Source organism: Campylobacter concisus (genome assembly GCF_902460895.1).
GTDB lineage: Bacteria > Campylobacterota > Campylobacteria > Campylobacterales > Campylobacteraceae > Campylobacter_A > Campylobacter_A concisus_BC.
On the sequence record NZ_CABPVL010000004.1, the window covers coordinates 414,415 to 429,842 of the forward strand.

Genomic DNA, 15,428 nt, shown 5'->3' on the forward strand with positions numbered 1-15,428 from the left:
AAGATGGACAAACTAAGAAGAAAAAGAACAAGTAAAGTTAAAAATAAAAAAGAGGAAGATCCTTCTAATGCCAAACTAAGCACTACTCATAAATTTATAATATCTATTGCGCTTGGCATCTTCTTGGCCCTTTGCGAGATAGCTTATAAAGAGGCTAAAAAACATGAATGCGAGGATCGCTGGGATAGATCATTAGGACCAGAAGCGCTTGGCGGCGGCGGTATAGTGCTTGGCCTTTTAAAGGCTGGATGTGGTGCTGAAAGCAGCTACGAGCATCACTATATACATCATAGAAGAGGATGGTAAATTTAATACTTCGACTAGCTCTTTATCCTCTTGCATTACACTTGCAAATGCTTCTTAGGATACCAAATTTTTAGATATTTTTTGAAAGTTATAAATTTTATCTATTAAATTTAATGGGTTATTTGATAAAAATACAGAAAAGCTAGAAATTTAAGCCTTTTTAGAAATAGTTTATCTCTAAAAATCATTTAGCTGACCTCTTATATCGCAGCTTCTTATACGAGAAATTTTATAGCATTTTGCCTAGTCGTTTGAAATTTAACGACTAGGTGTTACTTTTTAATAATTAAAAATTTTATAAATTTATCTTTATAAATCCCTAAAATACGAACTTTATAAACAAAGTAAATTTATCAATGCTTATTTAATATTATAAATTAATAATATTTTAAATAAAAATCCGTAAAATTACATTTACATTATATTTTTAAAGGATTGAAAATGAAAAGTTCATTTTTGAAAGCTAGCATGATTGCATGTGCGGTTTGCTCATTTGCTATGGCAGAGGGGGCATTTATTGGTTACGAGGGCGGATACTCTTTTGCGTCAAATTGGAAAGAGAAAACAACAGACGGCGAGAGCGGAAGCGTTAGAAAAGGTCAATTTAACAGTGGCGTAAAAGCTGGTTATGATTTTGACAGCTTTAGAGCTTACGGTGCTTATTTTTATAGCTTTCAAACAAAAAAACAAATAGAAGACGATGATGACAGATTTACTGTTAAATGGAAAAAGCACAGTTTGCTAGCTGGAGTTGATTACACTCCAAGCATCACTGAAGATATTAAGCTTGTTTTAGGTGGCTATACTGGCGTATCTAGACTTTTGATAAGCAGAGATGATGAGAATAAAAAATTCTATGACACAGGATTTGTTTTAGGCGCTAAATTTGGTGCTGAGTACCTACTTGATCAAAACAATATCCTAGAAGCTGGTATGAAAACTGACTACACTTTCTACAAAGCAGATGATGTTAGCAGAGTTAGAGAGAGCAACATCGGTCTTTACGTAGGCTACACTTATAAATTTTAATATTAAACATTCCCTCCTTAAGAAATTTGCGTCCTAGTTTGGGCGCAAATTTATCTCCTTAGTATTTTTACAACTAAATTTAATATACTTTCCAAAAAGGATACAAAATGAAGAAAATAATATTGTCTCTATCTATGCTCTTGACCTCTACGTTTGCGGTTGATTGTAATAACGCATTTATTAAAGCTGTTGTAAGCATGATCGATGAGCCAGCTCCCACAAGAGTCGATGAAAATAGCGTAATAATGGGTGCTACATGTGAAAATGAGACCATAAAAACAACGTTTGTTATAAATGATAGCGAGGATATTAAATTTAGTAAATTTACCAAAGAGCAGGTAGATGAGTTTAAAAGGATGCAAACTGAAATGTTAAAAGAGGACTTTTGTAGCAGTAAAAACCCTCTTATCGATAAAGCCTCGTGGATATATAACTACGAGAACGGCAAAAATTTTACTGTGATAAATTTGACAAAAGAGGATTGCAAATAAATTTTCTGGGGTCCCCCCCCCCCAGAAATTTAGGTTTTTGATAAAAATATAACCACACAGCTTTTGGTAAAAACTCAAATTTTATGAAAAAATCAGGCTAAATTTATAACTCCAAACTTTTAAAGTTACTTTTTGCACACATGATATAAATGCCCAAAATAAGACGGTTTTGATTAAATTTAATACCATGTAATTTTCATTACATTTATATTTATTCCTTATTTAAGTTTATTTTTGCTTCAATTTTAATATTAAATATTATTTTCATAGGAGCAAAAATGAAAATTTCTTATGTTTTGTCGTTAGCTTTAGCGTCAAATTTAACGCTCAGCGCTGAGGAAAGAGTAAGCTTAACGCCGATTGTCGTCTCGTCAAAAATAGAAAGATCAGCCCTCGATGAACCAACTAATGCCCAACTAGTCGGCAAAGGTGCAATACTAGAAAATAGTGATATCGCCAAGTCTATTACAAATTTGAGTGGATTTTCTATGGAGCGCAAGGGCGGAGGCGGTAGTGAGGTTTATTACCGCTCGCAGAGTGCGGCTAGACTGCCAGTGCTTATCGACGGTAGTACGTTAAATGGCGGATGTGGCATGCGTATGGATACTCCTATCACCTATATATCTGCGCAAAACTACAGCTCAGTTCGCATCGTAAAAGGGCCACAAGACGTAAGATATGGCGCGCTTATTAGTGGTGGTATATTTTTTGATAGAGATATAGCAAGGCTCTCAAAACCAAGCTTTGGAGGAAATGTGAGCGTGCTTGGCGGAAGTTTTAGGCGATTTGAGACGAGCGCAGACGTGGTAGCAGGCAACGAGCTAGGTAGCTTGGAGGTCTCTGGAGGACACTACGAGAGCGGCGATTATAAAAGTGGCGATGGACAAAAAATGCATACGCACTACAAGCGAAACAGCGTCTCACTTGTGGGTACACTAACGCCAACTGATACCACTGCCTTGCAGCTAAGTGCAGACCTGGGTGAGGGCGAAGCAGCCTATGCTGATAGGATGAGAGACGGCACGCAGTTTGACCGCAAGTCTTTTGGTCTCAAGCTCGAACAAGATGTCGGCCAGCATAAAGTCAGGCTAAGCTCATACTATCATCAAATCGATCACATAATGGATAACTTTACCATGCGTCCAGTGGTGCCAGGAAGGGGAATGGGCAAGGGATATAGTATCAGCCACCCAATACGCGATATGTATGGCGTTAAGCTTGAGGGCGAGTTAAATTTCGATAATCTAACGAGCTATCTTGGTGCTGGATATTCGCAGGACACATTTAAATGGCAAGGCGCTGGTACTGGCGGAGCTGGCGTGCCTAAAGCCGTTATGGACGCCGCCTTATCAAAGCCACACGAAAAAGAGCGCAAAGTAACATACAAAACAATATATACTCAAAACGAGTACGTTCTTGATAGTAACTATGGCCTTTTTGGTGGACTTAGGCTAGATGTTGGCGAGAGAAAGCTAATAAAAACGCATAAAAAAAGGAGTGAAAATTTACTCTCAGGCTTTTTTAGATATGAAAAATATCTACAAAATTTAACGCTCTATGCGGGGTTGGGACACACACAAAGGATGCCAGACCACTGGGAGACAAACAAAGACGCAAACCTAGAGCTAAACAAGGAGAGAAACACTCAGGTTGATTTTGGCGCAGTGCTAAAAGATAAAAACTATGAGTTAAGTGCAAATTTATTTGTATCAAAGATGGATGACTACATCATGTTAAAATACAACACCATGGGCATGTCATCAAGCGCTTTTAATACCGACGCTTTACTATATGGTGGTGAGATCGAGGGCGATATATTGCTAGCTGATATATTTAGACTAGGGGCTGGCGCATCATATGTCTACGGCAAGGTGACTAAAGACGCTGGTGGCCTACAAAAGGGCGATGCACTACCTAAAGTTTCACCTCTAACGTTTAAACTAAGTGCTGGACTAGAAAAGCCTGAGTGGTTTGTCAAAGCTGACCTATACGCTAACGCATCGCAACACCGCGCGCAAAAGGGATATGGAGACGTTGGCGGCATGGACTTGGGTAAGAGCGATAGTTTCTGGACGCTAGGACTTAGTGCTGGCTATAAATTTAAAAATTATCAATTCTTAATAGCTGCAGAAAATTTAAACGACGCCAAATATTCATATCATAATTCAAAAGGTGGTTACGGCGGCGGTATCGCGGGATATGAGACGATACCAAATGGTACTAGACTATATGAGCCTGGTAGAAGTTTCTGGGCGAAATTTAAGGTACATTTCTAAGATATTTCTGGGGTTTCCCCCAGAAATTTAGGCTTTTTTGTCTTCAAGCTCTTTTAGGTGCGCTTTTACAAACTCGCCAAATTCGTCTTGAGTTAGCACTCTTTTAGCAAGTTTCTCCTTACATTTTTTGCCAAGCTCGCCAAGTGTTGCTCTATTTTTTTGGCTTTGTGATTTGCCAAATTTTGAAAGGATCGCATTTAGCTCATGCTCTTCACCGAAATTTACTAGCTCTTTATCTAGTGCCATTTTCTCTCCTTTGATGAAAATTTCTTCTAATTTTAAAATTTAATAGTAAATATAAAAAATTTAAATTTTAAAGGCTGAAAAGAGCGAAAAATAGGGCTTTGTTAAATTTAAATTTCATATAGATTAAACGCGTAATAGTAAAATCACGAAAATTTTTAAAGGAGAAGTATGAAAAATTTACTTGTAAAATCAAGCTTGGTTTTAGCTTTAGTTAGTTCAGCTGCACTTGCGCAAGGTGCATTTGTCGGTGGCGAGGGCGATTATTCGTTCAACTCAAAGATCAAAACTAAAAATATCGCAAAAAGCGAAAAAAATAACTTCAACAAAGGTCACTACGGACTTGGCTTTTATGGCGGTTATGATTTTGACAGCTATAGAGCGTATGGTGGCTACTACTATGACTTTAAAGCTAGAAAAAATGCTGGCGAAGCAGACGCAAAATGGAGCAAGCACAAGCTTTTAGCAGGCGCTGACTACACACCAAACATCACTGAAAACTTTAAAGCCGTACTTGGCGGTTACGCTGGTCTTAGTTATCTAAGTGTTAGACAAAGCTTTGAAAACGAAACTAGTAAGAAAAATTTCAAAGGCTTGCTAGTTGGCGCAAAAGCTGGCGGTATCTACTCATTTGACGCTCACAACGCGCTTGAGTTTGGTCTAAAAGCTGATAAGACATTTTATAAGAAAAATAGCGGCGCTCAGCTAAGAGATACAAGCGTGGGAATTTACACAGGATACACTTATAAATTCTAATCAATTCTAATTCAAGGCAAGGCTTAGGCTTTGCCATCTTTTACTCACGTAGATGATTTGTTAAAATTTTAACCTATCCAAGCAACCTTTAAGCGGGGGGGGGTAGAATGATTTCTACTTTAAAAAAAAGGAAAAAAATGAAAACAAAATCACTCTATCTTATTATGGTATCTGCTATTTTTAGTGGTTGCACTCTCCCGGATCTGCCTAGCCTACAAACACCAACAAATGGCAGTCAAGGTGCAACAATAATCACTCCGTCCGTTCAAGATAATGTATCTAAGGCTAAAGTTGCAAGGGAGTATCAAGCGAAATTTGACAGCGCAAAGCCTAGGATGCAGGAATTTTTAGCAAATATGGCATGCTATAAGGCTAATAAAAATGATAAATTCATGGAAGGTGGCACAAGGGCACCTGCGCTAAGAAAAGATGAAAGTCTTTTAAGAACATTTAAATATACATATGCTGATTGTGTCAATATTTTACGTATAGAAAATATTAAATTTATCGCCAAAAACGCATTTAGTTTTGATGTGACATTTATTACTCCAGATAGCGAAGAGGTAGCAAAATTTGATGATATTGTATTTACGCAGCACCCTAGCGGTGAGTGGCTGGTTAGGTGGTAGTTGTAGAGGTAAAAGCCTCTACTCTCTGCCCTCAAGAAGTGGTACAAAAAGGCACTCGTCTAAAAACTCTTTTTCTAAATTTCCACTCTCATCTTTTCTAAATTTAGCGATAAACTGCTTGCCATCTTTTTTCATCGGAGCGACCAAGATACCACCACTTTTTAGCTGGCTAAATAAATTTGGCGAGATCTCATCAGCAGCAGCCGAGAGTAAAATTCTATCAAACGGCGCGTAGCTTCGCCAGCCGTTGTTGCCATCATCATATCTTACGTGCACATTTTTGATCTTTAGCGCCTCGAAGCGTTTTTTTGCCTCCATGGCCAGCTTTTCTATGCGCTCGACACTAAAAATTCTATGCGCGAGTTTGCTTAAAATAGCCGCTTGATAGCCGCTGCCACAGCCTATTTCTAGGATGTTATCCATATTTTCGCACTCTAGCGCCATCGTCATCTTTGCCACCGTTAGCGGCGAGCTGATCCACTGGTTGCCAAGGATTGGCTGCGCGTCAAGCTTGTAAGCATGTGCAGCGATAGGCACGAAAATTTCACGCTCAGTTGTTGATATCGCGTCAAACAAAAGCGGACTTAGCACGATCTCGTCGGCTATGTCGCTAGCTAAATTTTGGCATTTTATCGCTTCTAATTGGGTCAAAATTTCTATCCTAAACAAATTTTAAATCGCTATTATACGATTTAAAGCTTATCTTAAAATTTATAAAAGCCCTAAATTTTTCTTTATCTGTGTGATCAAATTTGCGTCAAAAACTGCGCTTGCTTCTAGCGTACCATCTGGCAAAAAGACCCCAGCGGTCTCAAGATCTAGCGAGCTTGATATCATGACGTAGCAGTTATTTGCGATGGCTAACGCCTTGCAAAGGCTAAGGTAGGCTTCCTCTCTGGCCTTGCCCCACATGGCTGGCACCATGATGATGTCACACCCTCTTAGTTTTGCCCAAAGCCTGCTATCACGCAGCTCAAAGCATATTAGCACGCCAAGCTTTAGCCCTTTAAATGTAAAAGCATTTATATCGCTCACCTCGCCGGCGGCAAAGATCTCGTGTTCTAAATTTGGCCGAAAAAGTTCGGCCTTAAACTGCGAATGAAAGACGTTGTTTGAGTTAAGAAGTAAAAATTCGTTATAAATTTTTGGTTGGTGCGGATTTAGATTTGAAATTTGAGCGAGCCCTGCGCTTTTGTTTAGGCTGCTAAGGTGCGTAAAACCAAGAAATTTATCTGGGCTAAGCGCCTCTTGCAAGCGCTCAAGCAGCATCGCATCAAAGCTGCCTATCATGCCACCAAGCATCGCCTTGTTCGCCCCAGTAAAAAAGCCGTCGAAATCATAGCCACTGATGCAAAGCTCACTTGCAAGCATGAGAGAGTTTTCAGGTGCAGTCTCAACCAAATTTGCAAGCTCTTCTAGTCGCTCGGTAGCATTTTTCGCCTTTAATGTTAGGCTTATTAGGCTTAAATTTTCACTCATTTATTTTCCAAATACAAATGTCACAGGTTTTTCATCGTGGCAGTCTTTCGGAATTTTGCAGTTTATATCCGTGCCACCGATTTTTGGTGTAGCTTTTAAAATAACGCTTATAGCTGTGGTTTTGTCTTCCCTCTGCGAGAGTGGGTCGTTAAAGACCCAGACCTCAAAGCCTAGACCTCTAGCCTCATCATGTGAAACTACTCTTACCTCTTTTAGGTCTTTTACCTCAAAGCCACACTGCTTGTTTATGCCAAGCATCACGTCATTTCCTAGAACAGATCCTAGCGGTGCGAAACTTGGTGCAATTTCCCCATTTGGCATCTCTTGATAGACTTCCGCTTGGCTTGTCTCTTTTACTTTAACAAGTTTGTGGGCGGGGAAATTTACGAGATTATCTCGGTTTGCCATGTCAACGATCCTTTGGCTACTGCTCGCACACCCAGCTAAAAGCACGCAGGCAAGGGATAAGATACTATTTTTAAAAGTCGTCAAAGCTGATACTTCCTTTGCTGTAGTTTGTCACCTTTGCTTCAAAGAAATTTGACTTTTGGTCGTTAAATTTAGCAAAGTCATCGACCCATTTGATCGGGTGAGCGACGTTGTATTTGCGTTTTAGACCGATCGCAACTAGGCGCTGGTCGATGAGATAGTGGATGTACTGCTCGATGATATCGTCTGTAAAGCCCATTATCTGGTTTTGGGTGATGTATTTGCCCCATTTGATCTCTAAATTTCCAGCTTTTTCAAACATATCATAAATTTTTGCCTCAGTCTCAGGCGTGAAAAGGTCAGGCCTCTCTTTGCGGACTGAATTTATCATGTTTTGAAACAAAAGCAGGTGTGTGATCTCGTCGCGTTGGATGAAGCGTATCATCTGTGCTGAGCCTAGCATCTTGCCAGCGCGAGCTAGAGCGTAGATCGCTGTAAAGCCGCTGTAAAAGTAGATGCCCTCTAAAATTTGGTTCGCAACCATCGCAAGAAGCAGCTTCTCGTCAGTCACTTCGCCTGCAAGCTCCTCATAGACGCTTGAGATGTAGTCGTTTTTCTCGCGCAAGACGTCGTCGTGCTTCTCCATCTCGTAGATGAGGTCGGTGTTGTCACAGATCGCCTCGACCATGACAGCATAAGACTTGCTGTGGTTCGCCTCTTCGTAGGCTTGGCGGCTTAGCACGGCGTTGATCTCTGGTGCGGTGATGTAAGGGTTGATGTTGTCAGCTAGGTTATTTGTCTGAAAGCTATCCATCGAGATGAGCTGGCTCCAAACTAGGTCGTACATACGTTTTTCAGCCTCTGTGAGGTTGTAGGTGTAGTCGCGCACGTCGTCTGTTGTATCGACCTCTTTTGGAAACCAGGTGTTTGCTTCCATGAGGTCCCAAAGCTTTAACGCCCACTCGTATTTTGCCTTGGTGAAATTTAAAATGCCGTGTGGGTTGCCGTTAAAGACTCTTCTGTCGGTCAAATTTTCATTTGAACTTGGGTTGTAGATGCGTTTTCTGTTCATAAATTTCTCTCTTGTTTGTGGTAAAAATTTCTTAAAATCTTACCCAAAGCAAGGTAAAAATTTACTTTTATTTAGATGGCTTTTTTGCTCCTTTTTATGGTCATCAAAAAGCCAGTTATTATTAGTAAAACGGCGATCACGCAAGAGATGGCAAAGATGATCTGGCCAACCTCGCCAAACATCTCTCCAGTGTGCAAGCTAAGCACCTTGCGGCCCGCTTTTTTTGCCTCTGGGATGCTATCAGCCTTGCTAACAAGCTTGTTTTCTTTGATCTTGCCAGCGCTCGCGTCAAGCTTTAGTTTGCCCACTTGGCTCTCGCTAGTTTCGTAGTTTATGGTGTAGGTGCTTTGGTTGTTTTCAGGCACGTTTATCGTGAGTGATTTTAGCTCTAGTGTGACATTGTCTTTAAAAATTTGCTCCGCAGTCTCGATCTCTTTAAATTTCTCGTCGCTTATTGGGATTAAATTTCTTTGAGGCATTGCCCTTTGCGCTTGGCTTGGTTTTAGGTCGAAAAATACGCTATTTACGCTGTTTCTGACCCAGCCATAAGACCAGTAAAGGCCAGTTAGCGACATCACGACAAGTAGGATTGCCACGTAGGTGCCAAGGCTCGTGTGTAGGTTATAAAAGCAGGCATAGCCCTTTGCGCTTGGCTTGATTTTGAGCGAATTTAAGAAATTTCGCTTGATTGCTGGGGCGTAGAGGATGAGGCCGCTTATGGCAAGAAGTGCCATGATGATCGAGCTAATGGCGACTATTTGCTTGCCGATGTTGGCTGGGACTTTGCTATCAAGCAGGGCAAGGCCTAAATTTCTATGTAGGCTTAGTATTATCATGCGAGTTTTCTCGCCCAAATCTTCGCTGATCACCTCGCCACTTCTTGGATCGATAAAGAAATTTAAGAGCTTTTTATCTTTAGTGACGCTGATGCTATAAGCTTTGTTTTCACCGCCGATTTGTACGTTTTCAAGCGTGTCAAATTTGATCTCACTTTTTGCCTTGGCGAGGATCTCGCTTAAGCTTAAATTTGGCTTTTCGCTAGGTGCTAAATTTATATATTTTTCATTTATTGCAGATTTTATCTCCTCTCTATAAGAGGCAAATGGCGCTGCAAGTGTCATGATAAGTAGCGGTATAGTCGCGATTAGGCCGATTATTAGGTGGATGTTGAAAATGATTTTGTTACGCTTGAAAAGCATATATCTCCTTTTGGATTTTAATAACGAATATTAATTTATTTTTTGTTAAGCGGAGATAAAATTTAGAAGATTATTTTTTAGTTATCTGGATGTGATTTTGGATTTTGCGGCTGGCAAAAGTAGCTCAAATGTTGAAATAGCAGCATTTAGATCTTTTTTATCTAAAAATTTAAACGGCCTTAGCAGGTAGTAAAGTGGCTTAAATTTCACTATTAAGCGCAAAGAGTGCTCATAAATTTCGCTGCCATTAGCCTTAATGTACTCATCAATCGCCTCTTTTACAAGCTCGTTTGAAATTTTTTGTCGGTAGAGCTCGTGGATGAAAACTAGTAGGTCGCGGTATTTTTGAAGTTCTATGTCGTGAGTAAAAAATTTTGACTCAAAATCTAGAAATTTTATCTCGCCATTTTTTATGGCGATATCCCTAAGTGCTGGGCGTCCGTGTGCGAAATTTAGCGCGTGAAGTCCAGCTAGTGCGCGGGCTGCTTTTAGTAAAATTTCGTGTTTAAATTTTTCATCGTTACTATATTTAAATAGTCTAGCAACTGGCTCACCAACATCTTCTATAACGAAAAATTCATCGCCTTTTAACACGAGTTTTGGTGCAGGAGCATTTACCTCGTTTAAAATTTCAAGCTTTTTTATCTCGGCAGCAAATGACTTATAAGGGTTTGGTTTGAAAATTTTAGTTAAAAAGCTGCCTTCGATGCTCTTTTCAATGCGTTTTAACCAAAATTTTTGCCCATCAAATTCAAAGCTAAATACACGCTCATCATGGTGATTTTTTAAAATTTCATTTACATATTGTTTTAAATTATACATTTTGTTAATGTAGCGAAAGAATTCTAAATTTTTACATATATTTGACGTAAAATTTCATGAAAAACGTGAAAATATTTGTTAGCAAAAAAGAGATTAAATTCATGGTGGAGTTAAGCGGGATCGAACCGCCGACCTCTTGAATGCCATTCAAGCGCTCTCCCAGCTGAGCTATAACCCCAAAAGATTTGGTATTTTATCTTTTTATGGCTTACATTTTTTTGAAAGTCGTTTTTATAAAATAAATTTTTAAGCAACTTTTGGGTAACATTGCAATCTTTAATGCGGGAATAGCTCAGGGGTAGAGCACAACCTTGCCAAGGTTGGGGTCGCGAGTTCGAATCTCGTTTCCCGCTCCATTAAATTTTGCCCGAGTGGCGGAATGGTAGACGCAAGGGACTTAAAATCCCTCGGTAGTTTTTACTGTACCGGTTCAAGTCCGGTCTCGGGCACCACCAAAACGGCGACATGGCCAAGTGGTAAGGCATGAGCCTGCAAAGCTTTGATCCCCGGTTCGAATCCGGGTGTCGCCTCCAACTTCAAAAATAACTACATAAAGGGATAACAATGAAAAAATTGCTTTTAATAGTATGCATGGCATTTTTTGCGGTAGGTTGTTCAAACACTTGGCACGGCGTAAAAGAAGATACGCATAATGCTAAAGAATGGACTAAAGAAAAGGTTAATAGCGGCGCTAGTTACGTCAAAGAAAAAACAGAATAATTCTTAGTGGTTATAGCAAATTTTAAGCAAAGTTGGCTATAATCACAAATCTTTAATCGGGAGATGGCTGAGCGGTCGAAAGCGGCGGTCTTGAAAACCGTTGAGGTGTGAAAGCCTCCTGGGGTTCGAATCCCTATCTCCCGGCCACAACCACTCTTAAAATATATCTTCAGATATCTGTATTTCAGCATTTTTAAGCAGCCTATATCACTATATTTTCGTCTCAAATTTCGGACGATTTTATTTTGTTACACTGAATTTGGATTTCTGTTACATCGTTTGCTTATTAGATTAGGAGTTTGCAATGACTTCTAAATTAATAACTCGAATCAAAAATAGACCAAGCTACTACTATTTCGATAAGGCCTTGAAAAATGATAAAATTATCACCGTCAAATATTGTCTATTTACGGACAATGAGTTTGAGGCCAAAGCCATCGCTTTAAAAATAAAAAACGAAGCCGATAATAGACGTAATTCTGTTCAAACCAAAAAATTTATTGATTTACCGTTAAGATACAAGATACGCAACATTCAAAAAAATATTAAAAACAAATCGCATCGACTATCGACGACCGAATATAAAGAAATATTTGAAAAAGTTATATCGGGTATTTATGGGATTACCAAAGCCGACAACGATATGTTTGTCAATAGAAAAGAATGTCAAGAAAACGATAGGCCAAATAAAACACGAAAATCGATAAAATTTACGGATATAGCATCCAGATACGCTCAAAACGAAAGTAAGAAGTCAAATAGTAAAAATACCGGATACTATCAAAGGGTAGCCAAAGCACTTGACATTTATTTTAAGCACAAGCAGATAACCCAAATTTCTTACCAGGACTGCGAGGATTTTCAATTACATCTCTTAAATAATAAAAGGCTTAACAAAAAGACCATCAATAACTACACGTGCTACGCAAGTAGAATGTTTGACTATGCTATCAAAATAGGCCTTATATCTCAAAACCCGTTTAAGCTTTTAAGCTCGTTTAAAATTTCCAAAGATCAAAAATCGCCGAAGGATAATTTTAGCATGGACGAACTGGTTAAGATTTTTAAGACCGATAAAAAGGAGCTTAAAGATTATATGGCGTTTGCCTTGCACACTGGACTTAGGCTTAGCGAAATTTGGAGCTTAGATGAAAGTAGCGTAAGCGAGCGAGACGGTATTAAATTTATCAAAGTTCAAACTGCCAAGCAAAAAGGCGGAGATGTTAAATTTAGAGAGCTGCCGATACATAAAAATATATATCGTCTAAGCGATATGAAGTGGTTAACGAAAATAAAAAAAGGCAAAAGCGATTGTAATTATCTTGGAAAAAGGCTTAACAAACATATTCATGCCGTTTTACCGGACTCCAACGTAAGCTTTCATAGGCTAAGGGCAAATTTTGCGTCCGCTATTAAAAATTACTCCTTAGAAAATGGTTTTACGGATGTTACCTCGGTACTACTCGGGCACGCTACCGATCTAGCAACAGACGTATACGCCAAGGATATCTCGCTAAAAGCAAAGCTAAAAGCTATGAATGGTCTAAATATATTTTCCAATCTCTAGCGATGAAATTCTATTGAATATCTTTGGCTAGTTATGTATAATTTGGCAAAAAGAGGTAAAATATGAATAAAGAGATTTTAAATTTACTTGACGAAGAAAACGTAGACTTCGGTAGGCTTTTTGAGTTTTACTCTGGCATAAAAAAGGATTTTATAAACAAAACAGACAATATCAAGATGGGCTTTATCGGAAACACCCTAGATAAGGAGCAGCTTGAGAGAGATATGGACCATTGCGTAAAGAATTATGCCAGAAATAAAAAAGACAAATATAAATGGCGAAAAAGAGCGGATATTTTAAAAAAATTAAACGACTCAACGCCTACCAAATATTACATGCAAGTCATTTTCAAAGATACTGCAATGATAATTCAAAAAAGCATCATAAATTCGGTTAACGAACTTGATATGCAAAATGAGCCAAAAACAGGCGTAATAGATCTTGAAACTTACAATATACCAGAAGAAGTAATAAAGTACGGCATTTTCACGGATGAAAAAGTAAAAGGCGGCAGATTTATCAATAAACAATTTGTACCCGACAATATTGCAGGGTACTTAGAGAGTGAAACGCTTAAAAAATTACCGAAAAAGCAAAAAGAGCTTTTACCGAAAAATCAAGAACTAAAAATAAATATAAATTTGCTGGATATGCGTGATAAATTTATAAAAAGAGAAGGCAAGAAGCAAAAGTATGAGGAGGAAACCAAAAAAAGATATATAAACGATATAAATCAATTCATCAAATATATGGAAGATAACAACATATATGAGATCGAAAAACTAGATGTAGAGGAGTTTCAAGAATACATAAGTGCAAAAAAGGGTAAACAAGGCAACCCAATAAGTGAAAAAACCGTAAATAATATAATAGGTAGAGTAAGAACATTTTTTGATTATGTGGTATCAAAAAGGTATATGAGCTTTAATCCGTTTGAAAAACTTAGTAACTACGGGGTAAATAAAAACGTAACGGATAAAAGAAATTTTACCCTTGAAGAGCTCAAAAAGATATTTAGCGGCAAATATGATAATGCACGCAAAGAAATTTTAGACTGTTTAAGATTTCTACTAACAACTGGCATAAGAACGGAGGAATTTTATAACTTAAATAAAGATAGTTTTTATACGGATTGCAATCATCCGTTTTTGAAGGTAAAAACCGCGAAGCAAGGTGCCGATAAGATATTTTATAGAAACATACCATTGCATAAATTATTAAAAGATCTCTACAAATACGACTGGATTGCAAAAATTAAAAAAATATATTCAAATAAAGGAACTTTGTCAAAAGCTCTCAATGCCGAAATAGATAAGGTAATAAAAGATAATACGGTAAGCGTCCATAGACTTAGGGGAAATTTTGCTAACGCGATCGATGAGTGGCTGGTTCTTGCTGGCTTTAAGGACTATGTAGGTACGGATAAGAAATTGCTCGGGCATTCGGAAAATTTAAAAAAAGATGATATCGAAGATCAAGTAAAATATAAAATAACCAAAACTATACTGGGTTATGCACCAGATATGACACAGGGTACATATGCGAAGTCCGAATACATGGACGCGAAAATTTTAGCGATACAAGGACTTGACGCCTTTGAATATATTTTTGAATATTTGAATATCCCAAAAAATCAAATCGGACACGTAAAGCCTAGAAAATCTAGAAAAACAAAAAATAAACCCATCGCCATGACTGCAAAATGAAATAAGACACCGTAATCTGCCGAATTTTGATAAAACTTAGTATGTAGACATGGGTATAAAATCGGTTTTTCGGTTTGACTGGTAGTCGCAAGCCCAAATTTAAAGCTATACTCAAATAGCCCCGCTATTATGACAAAGAGTTCGCTTCCGGCTACCACTAGCTCGGCTCCGTATTTTATATCTCTTAGCACGGGTTTTATGGAGGCTAGTTTTATTTTTGAGCTTGCGGTTTTTTGTCTTTGCTCGGCCCTTCGGCAGCTTTTGCTATGCTTGCGTATTTTTTTATCGTTTCTATTACGTTTTTGATCTCGGCAGGCAAATTTTCGTCAAACTTTTCAGAAGTCAGAATGTATAAATTTTCCTTGCTTCTAGTTAATAAAACATAAATTTTTCTATAAAATAGCTTGCGGTCGTTTTTTAGCGTCGTTTGCAGAAACAGCAAAAAGTTGTGTATAACGATATTTTGGCACTATTTTATAGATACGCTTGTCCAACAAGAAGTAGAGCCAAATATCATAGCTCAAATAGTAGGACATGAGAAGCAGTATAAAATTTTACTCGGAACATATGCTACAAATATAAATGCCAGTGTTTTAAAAGCAAAAGTTGAAATGGTGTGCTATTAGATATTAGATGTATGGTTTATAATGGATACATGCTTTTTTCTATAAACCATAATCTATTACTTGATATTAAAGTGTTAA

18 protein-coding genes and 5 tRNA genes are annotated in these 15,428 nt (G+C 38.2%); 14 read left to right on the forward strand and 9 right to left on the reverse strand.

Annotation, left to right across the window (positions count from 1 at the left end):
- Positions 1-3: 3 nt before the first annotated feature.
- From F3G98_RS08570 to F3G98_RS08585, 4 genes are all read left to right on the forward strand, one after another.
- Complete coding sequence (locus F3G98_RS08570) at positions 4-306, forward strand: hypothetical protein (RefSeq protein ID WP_103608784.1); 303 nt, start codon at positions 4-6, stop codon at positions 304-306.
- Positions 307-747: 441 nt separating this feature from the next.
- Entirely contained in the window at positions 748-1,335 is a 588-nt protein-coding gene (locus F3G98_RS08575; RefSeq protein ID WP_223231331.1) for a hypothetical protein, read from the forward strand.
- Positions 1,336-1,442: 107 nt separating this feature from the next.
- The gene (locus F3G98_RS08580) at positions 1,443-1,826 is read left to right on the forward strand and encodes a hypothetical protein (RefSeq protein WP_141090130.1); all 384 of its coding nucleotides are present in this window, start codon (positions 1,443-1,445) and stop codon (positions 1,824-1,826) included.
- 278 nt (positions 1,827-2,104) lie between these two features.
- Positions 2,105-4,102, forward strand: a complete 1,998-nt coding sequence (locus F3G98_RS08585) for a TonB-dependent receptor domain-containing protein (protein ID WP_103608141.1) — start codon at positions 2,105-2,107, stop codon at positions 4,100-4,102.
- A gap of 27 nt (positions 4,103-4,129) precedes the next feature.
- Here F3G98_RS08585 and F3G98_RS08590 read toward each other — a convergent pair whose 3' ends face one another.
- Complete coding sequence (locus F3G98_RS08590) at positions 4,130-4,348, reverse strand: hypothetical protein (protein ID WP_012140605.1); 219 nt, start codon at positions 4,346-4,348, stop codon at positions 4,130-4,132.
- Between the two features lie 168 nt (positions 4,349-4,516).
- On the opposite strand from F3G98_RS08590, the gene F3G98_RS08595 reads away from it, so the two are divergent.
- Complete coding sequence (locus F3G98_RS08595) at positions 4,517-5,101, forward strand: hypothetical protein (RefSeq protein ID WP_149726035.1); 585 nt, start codon at positions 4,517-4,519, stop codon at positions 5,099-5,101.
- A 137-nt stretch (positions 5,102-5,238) separates the two neighbouring features.
- The gene (locus F3G98_RS08600; RefSeq protein ID WP_103608140.1) at positions 5,239-5,730 is read left to right on the forward strand and encodes a hypothetical protein; all 492 of its coding nucleotides are present in this window, start codon (positions 5,239-5,241) and stop codon (positions 5,728-5,730) included.
- Between the two features lie 18 nt (positions 5,731-5,748).
- Here the strand turns inward: F3G98_RS08600 and F3G98_RS08605 are convergent, their stop codons facing one another.
- The 7 genes from F3G98_RS08605 to F3G98_RS08635 all read right to left on the reverse strand — a co-directional run bounded on the left by F3G98_RS08605 (position 5,749) and on the right by F3G98_RS08635 (position 10,909).
- Entirely contained in the window at positions 5,749-6,381 is a 633-nt protein-coding gene (locus F3G98_RS08605) for a protein-L-isoaspartate(D-aspartate) O-methyltransferase (RefSeq protein ID WP_149726036.1), read from the reverse strand.
- Between the two features lie 60 nt (positions 6,382-6,441).
- Complete coding sequence (locus F3G98_RS08610) at positions 6,442-7,209, reverse strand: carbon-nitrogen hydrolase family protein (protein WP_149726037.1); 768 nt, start codon at positions 7,207-7,209, stop codon at positions 6,442-6,444.
- Positions 7,210-7,701 carry a hypothetical protein gene (locus F3G98_RS08615; protein ID WP_149726038.1) on the reverse strand — a complete coding sequence of 164 codons (492 nt, stop codon included), beginning with the start codon at positions 7,699-7,701 and terminating at the stop codon, positions 7,210-7,212.
- Entirely contained in the window at positions 7,688-8,710 is a 1,023-nt protein-coding gene (locus F3G98_RS08620; RefSeq protein ID WP_002940575.1) for a ribonucleotide-diphosphate reductase subunit beta, read from the reverse strand. Before F3G98_RS08620 ends, F3G98_RS08615 begins: the two co-directional genes overlap by 14 nt.
- 71 nt (positions 8,711-8,781) lie before the next feature.
- Positions 8,782-9,909 (reverse strand): PepSY-associated TM helix domain-containing protein, encoded by a 1,128-nt coding sequence (locus tag F3G98_RS08625; protein WP_103608136.1) that lies wholly within the window; start codon positions 9,907-9,909, stop codon positions 8,782-8,784.
- Between the two features lie 81 nt (positions 9,910-9,990).
- Positions 9,991-10,731, reverse strand: coding sequence for a phosphotransferase (locus F3G98_RS08630; protein ID WP_103608135.1), 741 nt, complete (start codon positions 10,729-10,731; stop codon positions 9,991-9,993).
- 102 nt (positions 10,732-10,833) lie between these two features.
- Positions 10,834-10,909, reverse strand: a tRNA-Ala gene (locus F3G98_RS08635).
- A 103-nt stretch (positions 10,910-11,012) separates the two neighbouring features.
- On the opposite strand from F3G98_RS08635, the gene F3G98_RS08640 reads away from it, so the two are divergent.
- From F3G98_RS08640 to F3G98_RS08665, 7 genes are all read left to right on the forward strand, one after another.
- Positions 11,013-11,087: transfer RNA gene (locus tag F3G98_RS08640), tRNA-Gly, on the forward strand.
- A gap of 9 nt (positions 11,088-11,096) precedes the next feature.
- Positions 11,097-11,183 (forward strand) — tRNA-Leu (locus tag F3G98_RS08645).
- Positions 11,184-11,190: 7 nt separating this feature from the next.
- Positions 11,191-11,264: transfer RNA gene (locus F3G98_RS08650), tRNA-Cys, on the forward strand.
- 31 nt (positions 11,265-11,295) lie between these two features.
- Complete coding sequence (locus tag F3G98_RS10500; protein ID WP_009295236.1) at positions 11,296-11,451, forward strand: hypothetical protein; 156 nt, start codon at positions 11,296-11,298, stop codon at positions 11,449-11,451.
- A 57-nt stretch (positions 11,452-11,508) separates the two neighbouring features.
- Positions 11,509-11,598: transfer RNA gene (locus tag F3G98_RS08655), tRNA-Ser, on the forward strand.
- A 157-nt stretch (positions 11,599-11,755) separates the two neighbouring features.
- Positions 11,756-13,018, forward strand: coding sequence for a tyrosine-type recombinase/integrase (locus F3G98_RS08660; RefSeq protein WP_103593411.1), 1,263 nt, complete (start codon positions 11,756-11,758; stop codon positions 13,016-13,018).
- Positions 13,019-13,080: 62 nt separating this feature from the next.
- Entirely contained in the window at positions 13,081-14,724 is a 1,644-nt protein-coding gene (locus F3G98_RS08665; protein ID WP_103614479.1) for a tyrosine-type recombinase/integrase, read from the forward strand.
- Positions 14,725-14,935: 211 nt separating this feature from the next.
- Here F3G98_RS08665 and F3G98_RS08670 read toward each other — a convergent pair whose 3' ends face one another.
- Entirely contained in the window at positions 14,936-15,166 is a 231-nt protein-coding gene (locus F3G98_RS08670; protein WP_181001521.1) for a hypothetical protein, read from the reverse strand.
- Positions 15,167-15,170: 4 nt separating this feature from the next.
- Between F3G98_RS08670 and F3G98_RS08675 the strand changes: the two genes are divergently transcribed.
- Positions 15,171-15,350: a site-specific integrase gene (locus F3G98_RS08675; RefSeq protein ID WP_103614478.1), complete on the forward strand. Its 180-nt coding sequence runs from the start codon at positions 15,171-15,173 to the stop codon at positions 15,348-15,350.
- Positions 15,351-15,428: the final 78 nt, after the last annotated feature.